We start from the raw sequence: 19,195 nt of genomic DNA on the forward strand, positions 1-19,195 counted from the left end.
CCCGGTCCCGGGTCAGTGATTGCCGGGTGTCCCCGTCCCGGTGAGGCGGATGTCGCGGGAGGAGGAGCCGACGTATACCGAGCGGTGGGCGGTGGGGAGTATCCAGCGTTGCTTGCCGGTGTCCCAGTACGAGAGTTGGCGGGCGGAGACGCGCAGGGTGACGCGGCGCGACTCGCCGGGGGCCAGGTCGAGGCGGTCGAAGCCGACCAGGGACCTCGGTGCCATCTCGACGGGCGCGCCGTCTGCGGGGCCGACGTAGACCTGGGGCACCTCGGCGCCCCTGCGCCGGCCGCGGTTGGTCACGGTGAAGGCGACCTCCAGGCCGTCGCCCGCGCCGCGCACCGACAGACGGTCGTAGCCGAACTTCGTGTAGGACAGGCCGTGGCCGAACGGGAAGAGCGGTTCGATGCCGTCCCGGTCGAAGTGCCGGTAGCCGACGAAGATGCCCTCGCTGTACGTGACGGTGTTGTCGACACCGTAGTAACGCTCGGGGTGAGCGGGGTCGAGTACGGGATGGTCCGCTTCCCGCCGCGGATAGGTGACGGTGAGCTTTCCGCCGGGTACCGCCTTGCCGAGCAGCAGGTCGGCCGTGGACCAGCCGCCTTCCTGGCCGACGTAACCCGCCAGCAGGATCGTGCCGACCTTGTCCCGCCACGGCATGGTGACCGGGTCGCCGACGTTGAGGACGACGATGACGTTGCGGTTCGCCGCGGCGACCGCCTCGATCAGCTCGTCCTGGTGCGCGGGCAGGGTGAGGGTGGTGCGGTCGCCCGAGCCGCCGGTGGTGCCGCCGGAGCCGTTGAAGGCGAAGACCACCGGAGTGTGCACCTTCTTGGCGAGCCGCGCCGCGGCCTTGATGTCGGCGGCGCGCTGCTCGGGCGTGACCCACGCGAACCGCACCTGCACCGGGCCCCGGCCGTGGACGTCCTTCGCCCAGCCCGTGGCGGTGATCTCGACCCTGTACTCCTTGCCGGCCTCCAGCCGCGCCGTGCCTTCGCCGTTGTCGAGGCCGTCCGCGGTCGGCACGATGCTCGACCACTTGCGGGCGAAACCGTCGCGCGCGGTGCCCGCCGCGGTGATCTCGCGGCCGTCCAGGGTGAGTTTCGCCGCCGCGCCCCACGCCTGGATCCGCAGCGCGTACTCGCCACTGCTCGGCGGCGTCAGCGTGCCGGTCCAGGAGTACGCGGAGCCTGCCGGGAGCGCCGCGTCGCCGGTGAAGTCGACGGCCGGGTCCACGGTCCGGTCCACGACGGCCTCGCCCTCGCCGCCGTCCGCCGGCTTGCGGGTCAGGCCGTGTCCCTCGCCACCGGCCGGGGTGAGGACCGAGGCCGGTACGGCGGTGCCGGTGAGATCCACACCGACCGAGTACTGGATGTCATGGCCGCCGTGGCCGTCGCCGAGCGTCTTCTTCAGCGCGTCGAGCGGGCTGACCATACGGTCCTCGAAGCCATAGGCCCGCTCGCCGGCCACGGAGACCGCTACCTGGGCGGCCGTCGGGCCGATCAGCGCGAGCGAGGCGAGCGCGGACCGGCTCAGTGGCAGACCGCCGTCGTTCGCCAGCAGTACGGCGCCCTGGGCCGCGACCTTGCGTGCGGTGCGGGCGCCGGCCTCGACGTCGATGGCCGGCGGGGCCGGCTTGCGGGTGCCGTCCAGCATGCCGAAGCGGTCGTACTGACCGAGGATGCGGCCGACGGCGGTGTCGAGAGCCGACTCGGGGATGGTGCCGTCCTGGATCGCCTTCTTCAGCGGGGCGCCGAAGAAGGAGCCGTTCGGCATCTGCATGTCGAGGCCGTCCTCGATCGAGATGCTGTGCGTGGCGCCCCAGTCGGAGGTGACGAAGCCGTCGAAGCCCAGCTCGCCGCGGAGGATGCCGGTGAGGGTCGTCCTGTTCTCGGCGTTCCACTCGCCGTTGAGGTGGTTGTAGGCCGCCATGATGGAAGCGACACCGGCTTGCACCACGGCTTCCCAGGCGGGCAGATAGATCTCGTGCAGGGTGCGGTCGTCGACCCGGAAGTCGAAGTTGACCGCCGGGTCGTCGGGCCGGGTCCGGTCGAACTCGCCGTAGCGCTGGTTGTTGGCCAGGTAGTGCTTGGCCTGGGCGAGCATGTCCTGGGCCTGGATCCCCTGGACCTGCGCAGCGGCGAGCTGTCCGTTGAGGTACGGGTCCTCGCCCGTCTGGTCCTTGTTGCGGCTGAAGTACGGCGCGCGGGACAGCTCCATCTGCGGGGCGAGCTGGAGGTCCAAGCCCAGGGTGCGGCCCTCACGGCCGAGCAACTCGCCGTATTCGCGGGCCAGTTCGCGACTGAAGGAGGCGGTCAGGGTGGCCACCGGAGGCAGGCCGGTGGCGGAGGCGACGACATTGACGCCGGCCGGTCCGTCGGTCAGCCGGAGCTCGGGTATGCCGAGGCGCGGCACGCCGGGGAGGTACCCGGCCTGGCCGAGCCGTTCGGGGTCGGTCGCTCCGTGGACGAGGGAGATCTTCTCGTCGAGGGTGAGTCTGCCGAGCAGCTTCTTGATCTTGCGGTCGGCGGCGGTCGCCGCGGCAGCCGGCGCGGCCGCGCCGAGTGGCCCCATGGCGGCGAGCAGGGCGACGGCGGCCGCGGTGCCGCCGAACTGCTTGAGGAGATCGCGGCGGCTGTGCCCGGAACCGGCAGGCGTGGCCGGTGACGGGGTGTGGTCCGAGGGGGCAGGCACGGGGAGGTCTCCTTCACAACGCGGCTCGTTGAGTACGGCTTCGCGCCACGCGTGCCTCGCTGCGGGCGTCGTTGCCCGCGTGGCGATGAATCCGGGCTCCCGCGATCCCGGACAGGGGTATTGGCCCCTGCTGTTGCTTCAGATGCTTCTGTTGCTTCAGAACTTCTTCAGAACTTGAAGCATCCGAGTGCCGCAGCAGGGCTTGATTAGCGGTGATTGTTGAGGCTTTGACGAAAGCAGTCAATACCTTGCGCAGAATCGGGCTGATCGGCCCGGTGGAGGTTCACTACTTGAACACCTCGGCCCGCAGGCCACCCGCCGGGAAGCTGGCGCACCGTCAAGCTGATGCACCGTCAATTCAGGCTTGCAAGGCCGCCCGGGATACCGCGAGTGCCTGTTCGGCGTAGCCGCGGCCGAAGAGCGCCGTGTGCACCAGCAGGGGGAAGAGCTGATGCAGGCCGATGCGGTCCGTCCAGCCGTCGGCGAGGGGTGCCGCGTCCTGGTAGCCGTCCAGTACCCGGTCCAGGTGCGGGCAGCCGAACAGGTGGAGCATGGCCAGGTCGGTCTCGCGGTGTCCGCCGTGGGCGGCCGGGTCGATCAGCCAGGCGTGGCCGTCGGCGCCCCACAGCACGTTGCCGTTCCACAGGTCGCCGTGCAGCCGGGCGGGCGGCTCGGCCGGGCCCGCGAGGTCGGGCAGCCGCTCCACCACGCACTCGATCACGGCTGCCTCGGTGGGGCGTACCGTGCCGTCGTCGACCGCGCGGCGCAGGTAGGGCAGCACCCGGTACTCGCCGTACCAGCGCGGCCAGTCGGTGCCGGGGACGTTGCGCATCGGGGCCAGTCCGATGGTGGCCTCCTCGGGCCCGCCGGGCGGCGGCGCGCCGAACGCGGGTGCGCCGGCGGCGTGCAGGGCGGCCAGGTCGCGGCCGAAGCGGTCCGCGGCCGCCGCGCTCGGCCGGCCGGCCGCCACGCGGTCCATCACCAGCCAGCGCCCGTCCTGCCCGTGCACCGCAGGGAGCCGGACCGTACCGGCCTCGGCCAGCCAGCGCAGCCCGGCCGCCTCGGCCTGTGCCGCGCCGGGGTCGTCGCCGCGCTTGACCATCACCGTCCGCCCGCCGTCGAGCGCGACCTCGGCGAGCGCGGAGGACAGCCGCCGTTCACCGGCCACCGACTGCCCGGTGAGCCGGGCCGCCACGGCCCCCGGGCCCTCGTCACCCGCGGCCGTCGGACCCCCGGTCATGGTCATGCGTCGTCCAGGCGCTCGCGCTCCGAGTCCAGGCGCTCGCGCACCCAGGCGAGCAGGCCGGGCGTCGCGGCTTCGATCATGGCCAGCATCTCGTCGAAGCCCTCGGGGCCGCCGTAGTACGGGTCGGGTACCTCCCGATCGCCCGCGGCCTGCGGGTCGAAGGACCGCAGCAGCCGGATACGGGACGGCTCCGTCACCATCCGGCGCAACGCCTTTTCATGGCTGCGGTCCATCGCCACGAACAGATCGGCGTCCAGATGCTCGGCGCCGGTCTGAGCCGCGATGTGCTGGGTCGGATAGCCGTGCCGGGCCAGCACGTCGCCCGCCCGCTCGTCGATCGGTTCACCGACGTGCCAGGGGCCGATGCCGGCGCTGGTGACTCGTACCGCGTCGTCCAGCCCCGCCCGGCGCAGCTGCTCGTTGAAGACCAGCGCGGCCGAGGGGGACCGGCAGATGTTCCCGCTGCAGATGAAACAGATGTGCACGGCTCCAGGGTACGGCCGCTGTTCCCGGTACCGCCTTAGGGCGTGTCCGGCGAATCATGGACGGTCGCGAATCGGGTCGATCACCCTGGACCGGATCCGGTGCCGAACCGATAGTGCTTGCGCCGCCGGTCCGCCGTTTTGCATGGCAGGCACAGATCTTGTCATTCCCTGTACTGCCACAGTCCGCTTCCGGCGTTGTAGAGCACTCTCTCTCCAACTGCACGTGGCATGGCTGAGGGCGGCAGACTGTGTGCCCAGCCCTGCGCGGGCGAGTGCAGATGGGAGAAGGGCGAGCGTGGCCGTGGGCGAGCGGCAGGTGGGCAATCTGCCGGCGGGGAAGACGAGGATGGTGGGCCGCCGTACCGAGCTGGCGGAGATCGGGCTGCTGTTCGCGGGGGCGGCGCGGTTGGTGACGCTCACGGGGGTCGGCGGGGTGGGTAAGACCCGGCTCGCGCTGGAGGCCGCAGCCGGGCTGCAATCCCGCTTCCGGGACGGGGCGTGGCTGGTGGAACTGTCGCCGCTGCGCCGGGGTGGGCTGCTGCCGCACCTCATCGCCGAGGCGTTGCCGCTGGCCGACCAGACTGCCCGTCCGGTGATCGATGTCCTGGCCGACTATCTGGCGGACCGGGAACTGCTGCTGGTCCTGGACACCTGCGAGCATCTGACCGACGCCTGCGCGCTGACCGTACAGGCGCTGGCGCGGGCCGCGCCGGGCCTGCGCATCCTGGCCACCAGCCGCCGCACCCTGAACGTCCCCGGCGAGGAGGTGCTCACGGTCGAGCCGCTGCCGATCCCAGAGACTGACGACCCCGCGGCGGCGCAGGCGGACGCGGTGGTGCTGCTGGGCGAGCGCGCCGCCGAGCACGTCCCCGGCTTCAAGGCCACCGACGCCGGCCGGGCAGAGCTGATCGCCCTGGGCCGGCGCCTGGAGGGTCTTCCGCTCGCCATCGAACTGGCCGCGGCACGCCTGGGCGAGCTGCCCGCAAAGGAGTTGACCGAGCGGCTGGACGACCGATTCGCCGTCCTGGGCGAGACCGACGAACTGGTCTGTGGGGCCGATCCTCCCTGGCACCAGGCCCTGCGGACCGCGATCGGCTGGAGCCACCAGCTGTGCAGCCCCGCCGAACGACTGCTGTGGGCACGCCTTTCGGTATTCGCCGGTACCTTCGACGCCGAGGCGGCCCGGCAGATGTGCGCGGACGCGCATCTGGCCGCCGAGCGCATCACCGACCTGCTGGCCGCGCTGGTCGACAAGTCGATCCTGACCTGGCAGCCCACCGGCGGCGGCGAGCGGTACCGGATGCTGGACACTTTGCGCGAATACGGCGCCGACTGGCTGCGCCGCCTGGGCGAGGAGGATGAGCTCCGCCGCCGTCACCGGGACCACTACCGGGCGCTGGCCCACCGGGCGGATGCCGGCTGGATGGGTCCGGACCAGATCGCCTGGTACGACCGGACGGTCGCCGAGCACGCCAACCTCCGCACCGCTCTGGACTTCTGCCTCGCCGAAGAGGACGGACACTCCGCGCTGGATATGGGCGGCGCGCTGTGGTTCTTCTGGCTCGCCTGCGGTTACTTGGGGGAAGGCCGCCACTACCTCGACCGAGCCCTGCAGCGGTGCCCGGCATCGGGTCCGGTCCGCAGCAAAGGGGTGTGGACCGGCGGCGTGATCGCCATGGGGCAGGGCGACTCCGACGCCGTCGCGCGGATGGCACAGGAGTTCCGGGCCGGCGCCGAGGCGGCAGCCGACCCGGCCTCGCTGATCGCCGTCGCCCACCTCGAAGGCACGCACCTGCTGCTGTGTGGGGAACCCGCGCAGGTCGCCACGGTCTTCGATGCGGTGCCGTACACCCAGGAGCACGGCGGTGCGTACACCGGGGCGCGCTTCCTGGCATGGATGGTGCGCACGTACGTCCACACCAGCTTGGGGGAGTTCACGGAGGCCGCCGCGGCAGCCGCCGCTCTGCGCGCGGAGTGCGTCAAACGCGGCGAGCGGTGGATCCGGGCCTTCGCCGACTATGTACAGGGGCTGGCGGAGTTGGGTCTGGGCCGACTGGACGAGGCCGCCACGCACACCCGAACCGCCCTGAAGGGCAAGGCCGTGCTCCACGACAGCATCGGCATCGCCATGGCCCTCGACCTGCTGGCTTCGGTGGCCGCCGCCACCGGACAAGGCGAGCGGGCGGCCCGCCTCCTGGGCATCGGCCAGCGGATCTGGGACACCATCGGCCGGTCGCAGGCCGGCCTTCCCGACCGCCTCGCCGCCCGCGAAGCCTGCGAACGCCAGGCACGCAAGACCGCCGGGGACTCCGGGTACGAGGCGGCCTTCCGCAAGGGCGTGGAGGACAGCATCGACGACGGCCTCGCCTACGCCCTGCACCAGACCTGATCGCGCAGCCGAACGCCCGCCCGGGCCGGGCGGGGCCCATCCTTCCGATCGCGATGCTCGACGCGCCGGCGGCATGCTGGTGAGCCCGGCAGACAGTCGAGTCCACGCCGACCATGGACCAGTCGATCCCTCCCTCGGCGTCCGCGACAGCCTGAAGGGCCCACCGACTCGCCAGACACGCCCTAGGGCGTGTAGGGACGGGCTTCGTGCCGGCGCTGGGTGGCGTGGAGGGAGCCGAGCAGATGGAGGGACTGGGCGCTGGGGGTTCCTGGCTCGGCGTGGTAGATGACGAGCTGCTGGCCGGGAGCGTCGCGTACGTCGAAAGCCTGGTAGGTGAGGGTCAGCGGGCCGACGTCCGGATGGTGGAGGTGCTTGGCGTCCTGGCTCTTGCCGCGCACGGTGTGGGCGTTCCAGAGGCGGGTGAAGTCCGCGCTGTGCTCGGTGAGTGTGCGGACGAGTTCGCGCAGCCGTGGGTTGTCCGGCGCGAACCCGGCTGCCGCACGCAGGTTGGCGACGGTGGCCTGGGCCGCCCGGTCCCAGTCCGCGTAGAAGTGCCGGCCCGCGGGATCGAGGAAGGTCATACGGGCCAGGTTGTCCGCCGGGCCGAACGGGGCGTAGAGGGCATCGGCCAGAGCGTTGGCGGCGAGGAGGTCCAGGGTCCGGTTCATGACGAATGCCGGGGTGTTCGGGTAGCCGTCCATCAACTGGCGCAGCGCGGGGCTGACCTGCTCGACGGCGTGTACCGAGGTCCGGTCGTCCGGTGCGACCCCTGCCAGCCGGTACAGGTGTGCCCGGGCATCCGCGTCGAGGCGCAGCGCGCGGCTCAGTGCGTCGAGTACCTGGGATGAGGGGTTGCGCTCGCGCCCCTGTTCCAGGCGGGTGTAGTAGTCGGCGTTCACCCCGGCCAGGACGGCGACCTCTTCACGGCGCAGTCCGGCGACTCTGCGGGTCCCGTAACTCGCCATGCCGACGTCCTCCGGCTGCAGGCCGGCGCGGCGTGCGCGCAGGAAGTCTCCGAGGTGGTTGTCGTCCATGCGGCCAGGCTAGGCGGTGGCTCGGTGCGTTGCCCGGGTGTGCTGCACCCAGGCAGGACGGGTCCTGGTTGACGGCCGCTGACCTGCGCAGACTCGGTCGAGCGGAGCATCCCGAAGGTTCCCGAAGGTTCCCGAAGGTTCCCGAAGGTGAAGCTCCGCCCCGACACGTACCGCCGGAACACGCACGAGCAGAGAGCAACCCGATGACGACGACGCCGCCGCGAACCGATGCATCCGATCCACCGCATGGCACCTCGACCTCTATGGCTACCTCCACCTCCACTTCCCCCTCCGCCGCCGACGGCGCGGTGCCGAAGGCGCCGACCGCACCCGGCCCCCTGGCACTACTGGTCCTGTGCGCCGCCCACTTCATGGACGCCATCGATCTGTCCGACGTGGGCGTGGCCCTGCCCGCCATCCAGCACGACCTGGGCATGACGTCGGCCTCCCTGCAGTGGATCGTCTCCGCCTATGCGCTCGGCTACGGCGGGTTCCTGCTGCTGGGCGGCAGGGCAGCCGATCTGCTCGGCCGACGGCGCACCTTCCTGGCCGCCGTCGCCGTGTTCGCCGTGGTGAGCGTGCTGGGCGCCATCGCCCCGAACGGCGGCCTGCTGATCGCGGCCCGCCTGGTCAAGGGTGTTGCCGCGGGCTTTCTCGCCCCGGCGGCGCTCTCCCTCATCACCACCGGCTGGCCGGAAGGCCCGCAGCGTGGCCGCGCCCTGGGCTGGTACGCCACCGCCGGTGCCAGTGGCTTCGTCAGCGGCCTCGTCCTCGGCGGTGTGCTCACCGAGATGTCCTGGCGGCTGGTCTTCGTGCTGCCGGTGCCCATCGCCATGGCGGCGCTCATCGCCGGACGCCGTCTCCTTCCAGCGGATCCTCCTTCGCCCATGCGGGACAAGACCGATGTACCGGGCGCCCTCACCGCGACCGGTGGCCTCGTGGCCTTGGTTTACGCCATCGCGCAGGCGCCGGAACACGGCTGGGGATCCGTCCGTACCGTCATCCTGTTCGCCGCGGCAGCTCTGCTCCTCGCCCTGTTCCTCGGCATCGAGGCGAGGGCCGAACGCCCTCTGGTACCACTGTCGTTCCTGACCCGGCGCAGGACCGCGGGAACGAATCTGACCATCTTCGCGATGTGGGGCGCCTACACCTCCTTCGCGTTCCTCGCCACGCTGTACCTCCAGAACGTGCTGCACTGGACGCCGCTGCAGACCGCCGGCGCCTTCGTCCCCCTCGGCCTCGTCAACGGCGCGCTGGCGCCTTTCGCGGGACGGCTCGCGGCGCGGTTCGGCGCCCACCGGATGATCGCGGCCGGCATGCTGCTGCTGGCGCTGTCCTACGCGCTGTTCTTCCGCATCGGACCCGACGCCTCCTTCCTCTCCGTGGTCCTGCCCGTCATGGTCCTCAACGGGCTCGGCACCGCGGCGACCTTCCCCGCCCTGAACATGAGCGCGGTGGCCGGTGTGCCCGATCGGGACCAGGGTCTGGCCGGCGCGCTGCTCAACACCTCCATGCAGATCGGCGGCGCTGTGGTCCTCGCGGTCGTCACCGCGGTGGTCGAGGCCGGGCAGCAGGCGAACGGCGGCGGTGACCCTCTCGCCGGCTACGCCCCCGGTACCGGCGTCATCGTCGCCGCCGTACTCGCCGGCCTGAGCGCCACGCTCCTCATCCGGCACCGCCGCCCCTACGAAAGGAACGCAACGTGACCCCCATAACTCCGCCGGCCGGGATCGCCGGGATCGCCGGGATCACCGGGACCGCCGGGACCGCCGGGACCGCCGGGACCACCGAGGCCGCCGACGCCTCCGAGTTCGCCGGAAAGGTGGCCCTCGTCACCGGGGCCGCGCGTGGCGTGGGCAAGGAGACCGTGGCGCTCCTCCATGCCCGCGGCGCCCGCGTTGTCGCCGTCGACCTGCGCCCCGACGTCCGGACCCTGCCGGACGAGTTCCCCGGCGTCCTGCCGATGACCGGCGACATCACACAGGAAGAGACCGCCGCCCGAGCGGTGCAGTCGGCCGTCGACACCTTCGGCGGACTGGACGTCCTGGTGAACAACGCCGGACGCACCCTGAACAAGCCCGTCACCGAAACCACCGCCGAGGACTGGGACGCCGTGATGGCGGTCAACGCCCGCGGCTCCTTCTTCTTCGCCCGTGAAGCCTTCCGGGCCATGAATGCCCGAGGCGGCGGAGCCATCGTCAGCACCGGCTCCTACACCTGTACCGTCGCCCTGCCCGAAGGCGCCGCCTACAGCGCGTCGAAGGGTGCTCTGGCCCAGCTGACCAAGGTGCTCGCCGTCGAGGGCGGCCCGCTGGGCATCCGCGCCAACATCGTTGCCGCAGGTGTCATCGAGACCGATTTCCTCGACACCTTCCGCACCGACAGCCGTGCGTACCTGGCGTCCTTCGCCGACGCGCAACCTCTGGGCCGGGTGGCACAGCCCGAAGAGATCGCCGAGGTCCTGTGCTTCCTCGCCTCCCCACGCGCCGCCTTCATCACAGGAGCCGTGCTCGCCGCGGACGGCGGCTTCACCGCGGTCTAGGCGGTATGAGGGAGATCACAAAGGGCTTTGCCCCTCCCGGCCGCTTCATGCCCGGCCCGGAGGCGGTACGCGCAGGGCGCGGAAGTAGTCGTACGAGACGTGTGCCGTGCGGACCGGGTCGGGCTGCTCGTCGCGCTCGATGACGTAGTGGTGGTGGGGCAGGCTGCGCAGGTGCGCCAGGATGCCGGGGAAGTCGACCGTCCCCTCGCCCAGGTCGGTCTCGACGCCCTCCCGCGGCACACCGTCCTTGATGTGCAGCATCGGGAAGCGCTTCTCGTACGACCGCAGATACGGCGCGGGGTCGACGCCCGCCCGGAGGATCCAGTACAGGTCCATCTCGAACCAGACCAGGTCGGGATCGGTCTCCGCCAGCCACACATCGAACAGCGGCCGACCGCTTTGCGGGTCGGTGTGGAACTCGTTGTCGTGGAGATGCGCGTACCAACGCAGCCCGTGGGATCTGGCGGCCTCGCCCCACCGGTTCATCTCGCGGGCCATGGCGCGGTAACCCTCGGCCGTCTGGGGGCCGTCCATGTACGACACGCCGACGTACTGCTGCCCGAGGGCAAGCGCGTTGTCGAACGTCTGCTGGGCCCGGGCGCCCCGGAAGTCGTCCGGCGCGTGATGGCTGCCGATGACCCGCAGCCCGTTCGCCTCGGCGATCCGGTGGAACTGCGCGGCGGTGCGCCCGCCGTAGGTGTACGCGGGCTCGATCTCCGCATATCCGGCCTCGGCGACCATGGCGAGGGTGCCTTCGGGGTCGGCGGCGAGCATGTCGCGCACCGTGTAGAGCTGGAAGCCGATGCGCTCCGTCGGGATGCGCCGGCCCGCGGCTCCGGCGGACGGTGCGCCGAAGGCCGGCGAGGCGTACGAACCGACGGTCAGAGCGGCGGCGGACGCGACCGCGCCCCGGAGAAAACGACGGCGACCGGCAGACTTTCCATGAGCTGAGTACATCTTTGTCCCCCTCACAGCGAAAGTTGACCGGATGCTATTGAGGGCGCGTACAGCGGCACAAGACCCGTGCCGTGACCACCGTTCCGCCCGAGGGCACGAAAAACCGGCGCCGACCCGACGCAGAACTTCAATAGACTGGCGGAGCGATGACGAAAACGGGGGCAGGGGCTGTGGACACCGTGCAGGTGACGCTCAGGGGGGACCGCAAGCAAGGGGCGGCGACAGCCATCGCGTAATTTCGGACCCACCGCAGTGAGCGGAAGCGTCCCGTCGCGACGGAGGTTGTGCTGAACGCCGACCCCGGCGCCCGTCCCCGATGACTGAGCTACGAATTCCAGTGAGGTGTGCCCGACCATGATCGAACCCACGAACGCCGGGGGCGTGGACTCTCCGCCCGGCAGTTCCCCCGCGCGCGCTCCCGTGCGCGCTTCCGTACTCATAGCCGTGCTGGTCGTCTCGGCCTTCGTGATGATCCTCAATGAGACGATCCTGAGCGTCGCCCTGCGCGACCTCACCGTCGACCTGGGCATCTCCACCACGACGGTGCAGTGGCTGACCAGCGGCTTCCTGCTGACCATGGCCGTGATCATCCCCATCACCGGCTTCCTGCTGGAGCGCTTCACCGCGCGCCAGGTCTTCCTGGCCTCGCTGACACTGTTCAGCGTGGGCACGCTCGTCAGCGGCCTCGCGCCCGGGTTCGGGGTGCTGATGGCCGGGCGCGTGGTGCAGGCGTGCGGCACCGCCGTCATGCTGCCGCTGCTGATGACCTCGGTGATGCGCCTCGTACCGTCCGAGAAGCGCGGCGCGACGATGGGCACGATCAGCATCGTCATCGCGGTCGCCCCCGCCGTGGGGCCGACGGTGGGCGGTGCGGTGCTCGCCTCGCTGGGCTGGCGCTGGATGTTCTGGATCGTGCTGCCGCTCGCCGTGGCCGCGCTGGCCCTCGGGGCGGTCCTGATGCGCCTGGACAGCGAGACGCGCAAGGTGCCGCTGGACCTGCTTTCGGTACTGCTGTCCGCCGTCGGCTTCGGCGGCGTCCTCTACGGCCTGGCGACCGTCGGAGAGTCCGGCGGCGGGGAGCACGCGCTGTCGCCGTGGATCCCGATCGTGGTCGGCCTGGCGTCGCTGGGCGTGTTCGTCGTACGCCAGCTCAGCCTGCAGCGTGCGGACCGCGCCCTGCTCGACCTGCGCCCGTTCAAGACCCGTTCGTTCACTGTCGCGCTGGTCCTGTCGGCGCTGCTGTTCATGTGCCTGCTGGGCGTCGGGTCGATCATGCTGCCGCTGTACCTCCAGACCGTGCTGCACACCAGTACGTTCGTCAGCGGTCTGGCGGTCCTCCCCGGCGGGCTCCTGCTCGGCCTCCTGGGCCGCCCGGTGGGGCGGCTGTTCGACCGCTTCGGCGCCCGCCCGCTGGTGATACCGGGCGCGCTGGCCCTCGCCGTATCGATGTGGCTCTTCACCTTCCTCGGCGCCGGCTCTCCGCTGGCCGCGGTCATCGCCATCCACATCCTGCTGATGGCCGGGCTCGGGCTGATGATGACGCCGCTGATGACCGAGTCCCTGAGCGCCCTGGACGACCACCTTCACTCCCACGGCAGCGCGATCCTCGCCACGCTTCAGCAGGTCGCGGGCGCGTTCGGCACGGCCGTCTTCGTCACCGTCGCCTCCCTGAGCACCTCCGACCCGTCGGGCGCACCGGACGCCGGCGGCCTGCGCACGGCGTTCATGGTCGCCGGAGTCATCGGTGCGCTCGCGTTCCTCGTGTCGCTGTTCATCAGCCGCACGACACGTCCCGCCCTGGTGCACTCCACCCCGGCCGCCGACAGCGAAACCGGTACGGAAGCGAAAGCGGAAGCCGACGTCGTCGGCCGCACGCCCTAGTAGTACGCCGCCGGGCTGACGGGGCATGGCCCCTGCTCTGCCGGGACGACGGCGAGCGGGGGCAGTCCACAGCGAACCCGTCCTGCCCCAACAAGAAAATACCTGGTCACATCGGTCATAAGCCGCCGAACAGGCGTACTATAAAAAGTACCGGGAGTATTTCGCACACCAGCTTCCATGCGGGTGTCATTTCCGGCGACCACGAAAACCGGGCTGCCGACGAGCAGCCCGGGGGCAGGTCGGCAACCATGACCACCACCCTCGACCGGACCACGCCCCGCGACGTCGCCGCAGAGCTCCCGGCGCGCCTGGCGCTCACTCCGGCGACCACTCTCGCAGGCCAGCTCGACGGAGCTTGGTGGCCCTACTCACGCGACCTCGAAGCCGAGCTTCCGCCGCTCGCGGTCGCGCTCGACGAAGCCTGGGGCGGCCGCATCACACGCGTCACCGTGAACCCCACCCGTTGGCCCGTCGTCCCGCGCACGGTTCCCGTGGCCGGGCACACGCTGCACGTGGGCTGGTTCACCGAACAGCACCCCGACAAGCTGATCCTGCTCTCCTACACCATCGGCCGCTGGGACCTGCTGGTGATCCCGCCCGAGACCGAGCCCTCGGCCGCGGCCCGGCTGATGGCCGCCGCCGCGATCCCGGGCAGCGTCCTGACCGCAGGCGTGCTGATGGCGGACGAAGCCGTCATCGGGCAAGGCATCCGGGACGCCCGACGCCAGGAAGCCACCTGGGAAACCGAGGGCGGGGCCTGTATGTCCCCCGCCGGGTTCCCGATGGCCGAACGCGCCCGCCCGCTGCCCGGAAGCACCGGGAGGTGAGCGGCATGGAGATCCTCGTCCTCATCGCGGCGATCATCCTTGCGACCGGCATCGGAATGCGCGTGATCCACCTGCTCAACGCGCAGCACGACGCACGGATCGCGTCCTACCGCTTCAGTGACCCCCTGCCCAGGCCCCCCGGCCAGACAGCGGGCGAGGCGCCGCAGCCCCCGCGCCGGCTTCTCGTCCACTCCGAAGGGAACACCCCCGCATGAAGTACATCGAGACCCAGCCGATGCCGTCGCTCGGACATGCCGAGGTCCGGATCGTCGCGCACACACCCGAAGCCGCCCGCGCGGTCGCGCAGGCGCTCCGCTGCCGCTTCGACGCAGCGGAACAGCGCAGCTATCCCGGCCTCGACGGCGACACCCGGCTCCACCTCACCGTGGACACGGCGACCCCCGCCCGCCCCGCCCGGTCTTGGCTGGACGCCGGCAGAACCCCCACCGGCCTCGGCGCCCACTCCGATGAGATCTGAGAGCCCCTGTCTGAACCCGGTCGCAGCCCGGGCCCGGCACCTCGCCCCCGGAAGGGGCACGATGGCATCATCCGGCGCGGATGAGCGCGCTGAGTTCAGTGCTTCGTCGCAAGCTGAGTTCAGCGCTTCGTCGCAAGAGGTGCGCGAGCGCATCCGCGAGCTGATGGAGCGTACTTTCCTGCAGCGCGAGGCGGCTCGGCGGATGCGCGAGGATGCCCGCCGCATGCTGGCAGAGGACGAGGACGGTCAGGCGCTGGACACGTTCCGGTTCTTGCAGCAACGCATCGCTTCCGTCGGTCTGGAGGCCCTCGAACTCGACGGTGACCCCGCCGATTCCCCGGGCACCACTGCCGGCGGGGCGGCAATGCCGAATGAGGGTTACGAGAAGTACCTCGAAGCTCTCCGCGACGGTGCTTCTCCCCAGGACCGCGGAACGCCGATCACCTACGCGCTGGTGAATCCGGACGGTTCCCTGGAGTTTCGCACCGAGACCGCCCGGGCGATGCGCGACAAGGTCGGCTCGGCGGGCAGTGGCACGGTCGACCGGGTCGGGCTGCCGGATCCGCCCACGGTGCACGCCTATGTCGCCGAGTTGCCGCCGGCCACGGCAGAGCTCGCCAACCCGGTAGCGAACGAGATGCTCAGCCTGCTCGGCAGCTGCGCAGGACCGTTCTTCGGACCGATCTCGTTCTTCGGCGTCCACCCCGACCAGCCCGGCCCCGGCAGTCTGGACGACGCACACCAGGACCTGCTGCGAGCCGCCCACCAGGTGGCCCAAGCACGGAGCAGCGACCTTCAATGACCCGGGCGCCGGCGGTCGGCCGGTGACGGTGAAGGCGTTGTAGGGGGCAGGTCGGCAGGTCCGCCCCCTAGGGGACGCCCCGTACATCTCCAAGATGATCGCCCAGCCCTTCGTACATCCCCCGGTGGACACCGATAACCGCAGGTGGAGGGACGAATGGCCGGTCTCGGGCCGCATAGCGTCATGGCGGATGACCGACATGACCAGGAGGCTCGCGATGTACGGGAAGGCATTCGCTCCGGAGTATCAGGGGGAGCTGGGGGCGGAGTTGAGTGTGAACTCCTCGTACGAGGAGGTGCTCGTCGCGGCGCGGAGAGTGCGGGGCGCGGCCGGGACACCGGGGGACGCCGCGCGGGCCGCGCTCGCGGAGGCGGAGGCCGGGCGGCGGCTCGGGCGGGTGGCGGAGGCGGGGGACGCCTGGCGGGCCAGTTACCGCAGCGCGCGGGCCGCGCAGGACGCCGGTGGGATGGCATGGGCGTTGTGGAGCGGCGGTACTCTCGCCCGCCAGTGCGGGCGCCTCGCGCTCGCCCGTCGGCTGCTCGCGGCGGCCGTCGAGCTCGCCGATCATGGCGGCGACCGCCTCGCCCACGGGTACGCGCTGGCCGGGCTCGCCGAGACCGGGCGGATACAGGGCGACTACGAGGCCGTCGCCGAGCTGCACGAAGAGCTGTTGGCACAGGCCAGGGCGCACGGCGAGGCCCGGCACATGGTGTGGGCGATGTCGGGGATCGCGCAGATGCACCGCAACAAGGGGGAGTACGAGAAGGCGTTGGAGCTGTTCGAGGAGTCGGCGCGGGTCGCCGAGGGGGCCGACGACGTGCGGGGGCTCGCGTGGTCGTTGCGGGGCGTCGCCGATGTGCGGTCCGTACTGGGGGAGACCGAGGAGGCGTTGCGGCTGCTCAGCAAGGGGGAGGCGTTGTGCCGGGGACTCGATCTGGCCGGGGCGCTGGCGTACAACCGCAAGATGCGCGGGAACGTGTTGTACCGGGCCGGGCGGTACGAGGAGGCCGGTGCGGTCTACCGCGGCGCGCTGGAGGAGTTCCGGGCCATGTCCGAGCCGCGCGGCAGCGCGCTCGCACGGCTGGGGCTGGTGAAGTCCCGGGCGCACCTGGGATGGCCGTACGACGAGGTGGTTGCCGAGCTGGACGACGTCGAGCGCGAGGTCACCCGGATCGGGCTGCGGCACGCCCGCGACATGGTCAGGGCCTTTCGCGCAGAGCTGTCGGCGGGAAGAACTGCCGTACCGGCTCCCGGTGCCACCACGCGCCGGTCTCCCGCAGTTCCCGCCAGGTCGTGAAGCGGTAGCGGTAGAACAGCGCCCGTACGTGCCGGGGCGGCGCGTCGGGGAAGGGGTTGCGGCGCAGCAGGCGCAGCGTGTCGCGGTCGTTTTCGAGGAGGCGTTCCAGGAACGGGCCGAACCAGCGGCCCGCGTAGCCCGGCGACAGCGCCGCGAACCACATCAGCCAGTCGAGGCGGAGGTGGTACGGCGCGAAGGGGCGCGGCATGCGGCGTACGTCCCCCGGCTTGCCCTTGAAGTCGTACTCGCGCCACTCCGTGTCCTCGGTGATCACCTCGTCCGTCGTGCCCTCGATGACCACCTCGTGCCGGACGCGGGTGATGGAGCCGAACGCGCCGTACGCGTTGACCAGGTGCAGCGGCTCGAAGGAGGTGTTCATCCGCTGCTGATGAGAGAGCAGGTTGAGCGCCGGGCGGTAGCTCAGGTACAGCACCCCCGCGGTCGCGGCGATGACCACGATTTCGTACCAGAGCGGGGGAGGGGCGAGGTCCGCCGGCGGGCCCACGAGGCCGCCGAGGCCGACCGCCGAGGCGTCCACGACGGACACCGCGATCACGATCGTCGCCCAGTTCAGCCAGGCGAAATTGCCCGAGAGCACCAGCCAGAGCTGGGTGGCGATCATTGCCAGCGCCGCCCAGGTGGCGATCGGCTGCGGGGTGAAGAGGAGGACGGGCGCGAGGAGCTGCGCCACGTGGTTCGCGGCCGTCTCGACGCGGTGCAGCGGCCGCGGCAGACGGTGGAAGAACCAGCTCAGCGGGCCCGGCATGGGCTGCGTCTCGTGGTGGTAGTACAGGCAGGTCAGGTCGCGCCAGCACGGGTCGCCGCGCATCTTGATCAGCCCCGCGCCGAACTCCAGCCGGAAGAGCAGCCAGCGCAGCAGCCACAGGACGAGGACGGGCGGCGCGGTGCGCGCGTTGCCCAGGAAGACCGCCAGCGCGCCCGTTTCGAGGAGCAGCGTCTCCCAGCCGAAGCCGTACCAGGTCTGCCCGACGTTGACGATCGAGAGGTACATCGCCCACAGCACGGCCCACCACACCATCGACGCCCACAGCGGCACGGCGTCGGCGGCACCCGCCAGCACGGCCGCCGCCAGCAGCGCCCCCGCCCACGCCCAGCACGCGAAGAAGCGGTCCGAGAAGCGCCAGTGGAAGACCGAGGGCGCCACCCGGAACGGCACGCGGCGCACGAAGTCCGGCACCGGGGTCATGCCGCGCTCCCCGATCAGCGCCCTGAACTGCAGCGCAGCCGATACGAACGCGATGATGTACAGCGCGGCCAGGGCCCGCTGGAAGACCAGCCGGCCCAGCCAGTACTCGGGCGCCGAGAACCACTCCACATGCCTATCCGTAGCATCGTGGCCGGTGCCGGGGTGGCTGAAACGGGCCGTACGGGGGCACTTTCTCCGGCCTGTAACCCTATCGACGGTAATTACCGCGCAGCGGGGAACTCATGTCGTTAGGCTGAGGGGCGACGGACGACCTGTCTGGGAGATGCCGACATCCTCGGCCCGTCGCGGGATGCGCCACGAACCATGGCCGAACTCCCGGTTATGACATACGGCGCCACCGCGTCAAGTACCTCATCCCTTTGGCTAAGGAGTGCGTGGTGGCACCGGAACAGACGATCAGCAAGCAGCCCCGACCGAAGCAGGCAGAGCGCCAGGGGCGCATCCGGGAGGTGCGCAACCTCGAGGTCTGGAGCCGCTGCGCCCCGGTCCACCTGGCGGGCTGCGACGACGAATCGACGGCTGAGCAGCACATCTTCCGCGGCATCGACTGACGCGTACAGCTGCTGCCGCGTACGGCTGCTGACGCGTACGGCCGGCCGGGTGACCCGGCCGGCACCCCTTCCGGCCGCCGCCTACGGACGGCGGCCGAGCAGGCAGAGCAGCCGGGTCTGGTCGTCGGCGCCCGGCGGCGGCTCGACCGGCGGGGCGAAGAGCCCCGATTCGCTCAGCTCCTTCGCGTACGGCTCGACCTCCCGCAGTGCCGCGGTCACCAGCTCCTTCGGCAGCTCCTCGGACGCGCCGACCGCCCGTGACAGATCCCAGGCGTGCACGACCGCGTCCATCGTCATCTGACTGCAGTACGCGGCCGCGCCGGTCAGCCCGTACGACAGATGGACCTGCCGGTCCAGCGCGCCCGGCTCGGTGAACGCCGCGACCGCGGCCACCGCGGCGCGGTCCCAGGTCGCGACCGGGTCCTCGCCCAGCACGTCGCCGCCGAAGTCCTCGCCGACGTCCTCGATGGTGGCACCGTCCCGCACCAGCCGTGGCACCCACAGCTGCTCGGCGGTGAGGTGGTTCACCAGGTCGCGCACCGTCCAGTTCGTACACGGTGTCGCGGCGTCCCATTGGTCGTCGCCCACGGCGTGGACGCGGTCCCCGAAGAGATCGATGGCCTCGCCGTGCCGGCGCAGAATGTCGTTGGGCTTCATGCCTCCTCAGCATAGGAGCGGGCCCCCGCGACGGCCCCCCGACGCGCGCCCGTCCTGCTTTCGTTCGCCTCGCTGACGTGCCGTCAGCACTCTGGTCAACCTCCCGTGCGGTTGGTTGGATGTGCGC

At 71.2% G+C, this 19,195-nt stretch carries 17 protein-coding genes and 1 pseudogene; 10 read left to right on the forward strand and 8 right to left on the reverse strand.

The window, feature by feature from the left end; all coding sequences use genetic code 11:
- Nucleotides 1-12 precede the first annotated feature (12 nt).
- The 3 genes from IF04_RS0109560 to IF04_RS0109570 form a co-directional block, all read right to left on the reverse strand.
- Entirely contained in the window at nt 13-2,694 is a 2,682-nt protein-coding gene (locus IF04_RS0109560) for a glycoside hydrolase family 3 protein (protein WP_051830965.1), read from the reverse strand.
- Nucleotides 2,695-3,052: 358 nt separating this feature from the next.
- On the reverse strand, nt 3,053-3,940 hold the full coding sequence (locus tag IF04_RS0109565) for a fructosamine kinase family protein (RefSeq protein WP_037958869.1): 888 nt from the start codon (nt 3,938-3,940) through the stop codon (nt 3,053-3,055).
- Nucleotides 3,937-4,425 (reverse strand): low molecular weight protein-tyrosine-phosphatase, encoded by a 489-nt coding sequence (locus tag IF04_RS0109570; protein ID WP_030253496.1) that lies wholly within the window; start codon nt 4,423-4,425, stop codon nt 3,937-3,939. The genes IF04_RS0109565 and IF04_RS0109570 overlap by 4 nt, the downstream gene beginning before the upstream one ends.
- Before the next feature lie 295 nt (nt 4,426-4,720).
- On the opposite strand from IF04_RS0109570, the gene IF04_RS0109575 reads away from it, so the two are divergent.
- Complete coding sequence (locus IF04_RS0109575) at nt 4,721-6,814, forward strand: ATP-binding protein (RefSeq protein WP_157847629.1); 2,094 nt, start codon at nt 4,721-4,723, stop codon at nt 6,812-6,814.
- Between the two features lie 61 nt (nt 6,815-6,875).
- On the opposite strand, the pseudogene IF04_RS37245 reads toward IF04_RS0109575, so the two are convergent.
- Nucleotides 6,876-6,974, reverse strand: a pseudogene (locus tag IF04_RS37245) (IS5/IS1182 family transposase); the annotation flags it as partial.
- A 22-nt stretch (nt 6,975-6,996) separates the two neighbouring features.
- On the reverse strand, nt 6,997-7,848 hold the full coding sequence (locus tag IF04_RS0109580) for a helix-turn-helix transcriptional regulator (protein WP_030253500.1): 852 nt from the start codon (nt 7,846-7,848) through the stop codon (nt 6,997-6,999).
- Between the two features lie 263 nt (nt 7,849-8,111).
- On the opposite strand from IF04_RS0109580, the gene IF04_RS0109585 reads away from it, so the two are divergent.
- Together IF04_RS0109585 and IF04_RS0109590 are read left to right on the forward strand one after the other, a co-directional pair.
- Complete coding sequence (locus IF04_RS0109585) at nt 8,112-9,554, forward strand: MFS transporter (protein ID WP_051830967.1); 1,443 nt, start codon at nt 8,112-8,114, stop codon at nt 9,552-9,554.
- Nucleotides 9,555-9,595: 41 nt separating this feature from the next.
- Nucleotides 9,596-10,390 (forward strand): SDR family NAD(P)-dependent oxidoreductase, encoded by a 795-nt coding sequence (locus IF04_RS0109590; RefSeq protein WP_030253504.1) that lies wholly within the window; start codon nt 9,596-9,598, stop codon nt 10,388-10,390.
- A gap of 45 nt (nt 10,391-10,435) precedes the next feature.
- Here IF04_RS0109590 and IF04_RS0109595 read toward each other — a convergent pair whose 3' ends face one another.
- Nucleotides 10,436-11,347 (reverse strand): sugar phosphate isomerase/epimerase family protein, encoded by a 912-nt coding sequence (locus IF04_RS0109595; protein ID WP_030253506.1) that lies wholly within the window; start codon nt 11,345-11,347, stop codon nt 10,436-10,438.
- Between the two features lie 354 nt (nt 11,348-11,701).
- On the opposite strand from IF04_RS0109595, the gene IF04_RS0109600 reads away from it, so the two are divergent.
- The 6 genes from IF04_RS0109600 (at nt 11,702) to IF04_RS0109625 (ending at nt 16,632) form a co-directional block, all read left to right on the forward strand.
- Complete coding sequence (locus tag IF04_RS0109600; RefSeq protein WP_051830969.1) at nt 11,702-13,228, forward strand: DHA2 family efflux MFS transporter permease subunit; 1,527 nt, start codon at nt 11,702-11,704, stop codon at nt 13,226-13,228.
- Between the two features lie 248 nt (nt 13,229-13,476).
- Nucleotides 13,477-14,055 carry a DUF5994 family protein gene (locus IF04_RS0109605; RefSeq protein WP_030253510.1) on the forward strand — a complete coding sequence of 193 codons (579 nt, stop codon included), beginning with the start codon at nt 13,477-13,479 and terminating at the stop codon, nt 14,053-14,055.
- Nucleotides 14,056-14,060: 5 nt separating this feature from the next.
- Nucleotides 14,061-14,270 carry a hypothetical protein gene (locus IF04_RS0109610; protein ID WP_157847630.1) on the forward strand — a complete coding sequence of 70 codons (210 nt, stop codon included), beginning with the start codon at nt 14,061-14,063 and terminating at the stop codon, nt 14,268-14,270.
- Nucleotides 14,267-14,533, forward strand: coding sequence for a hypothetical protein (locus IF04_RS0109615; protein WP_030253514.1), 267 nt, complete (start codon nt 14,267-14,269; stop codon nt 14,531-14,533). Before IF04_RS0109610 ends, IF04_RS0109615 begins: the two co-directional genes overlap by 4 nt.
- A gap of 61 nt (nt 14,534-14,594) precedes the next feature.
- Nucleotides 14,595-15,335 carry a hypothetical protein gene (locus tag IF04_RS0109620; protein WP_157847631.1) on the forward strand — a complete coding sequence of 247 codons (741 nt, stop codon included), beginning with the start codon at nt 14,595-14,597 and terminating at the stop codon, nt 15,333-15,335.
- Between the two features lie 217 nt (nt 15,336-15,552).
- Nucleotides 15,553-16,632 (forward strand): tetratricopeptide repeat protein, encoded by a 1,080-nt coding sequence (locus tag IF04_RS0109625; protein WP_030253519.1) that lies wholly within the window; start codon nt 15,553-15,555, stop codon nt 16,630-16,632.
- On the opposite strand, the gene IF04_RS0109630 is transcribed toward IF04_RS0109625, so the two are convergent.
- Nucleotides 16,535-17,968, reverse strand: a complete 1,434-nt coding sequence (locus IF04_RS0109630) for a lipase maturation factor family protein (RefSeq protein WP_030253521.1) — start codon at nt 17,966-17,968, stop codon at nt 16,535-16,537. The two genes, IF04_RS0109625 and IF04_RS0109630, sit on opposite strands and share 98 nt — an antisense overlap.
- Nucleotides 17,969-18,237: 269 nt before the next feature.
- Between IF04_RS0109630 and IF04_RS38645 the strand changes: the two genes are divergently transcribed.
- Nucleotides 18,238-18,411 (forward strand): hypothetical protein, encoded by a 174-nt coding sequence (locus IF04_RS38645; RefSeq protein ID WP_157847632.1) that lies wholly within the window; start codon nt 18,238-18,240, stop codon nt 18,409-18,411.
- Between the two features lie 81 nt (nt 18,412-18,492).
- Here IF04_RS38645 and IF04_RS0109640 read toward each other — a convergent pair whose 3' ends face one another.
- Entirely contained in the window at nt 18,493-19,068 is a 576-nt protein-coding gene (locus tag IF04_RS0109640) for a TIGR03086 family metal-binding protein (protein WP_030253522.1), read from the reverse strand.
- Nucleotides 19,069-19,195: the final 127 nt, after the last annotated feature.

Origin of the sequence: Streptomyces violens, from assembly GCF_000717745.1 — a bacterium.
GTDB lineage: Bacteria > Actinomycetota > Actinomycetes > Streptomycetales > Streptomycetaceae > Streptomyces > Streptomyces violens.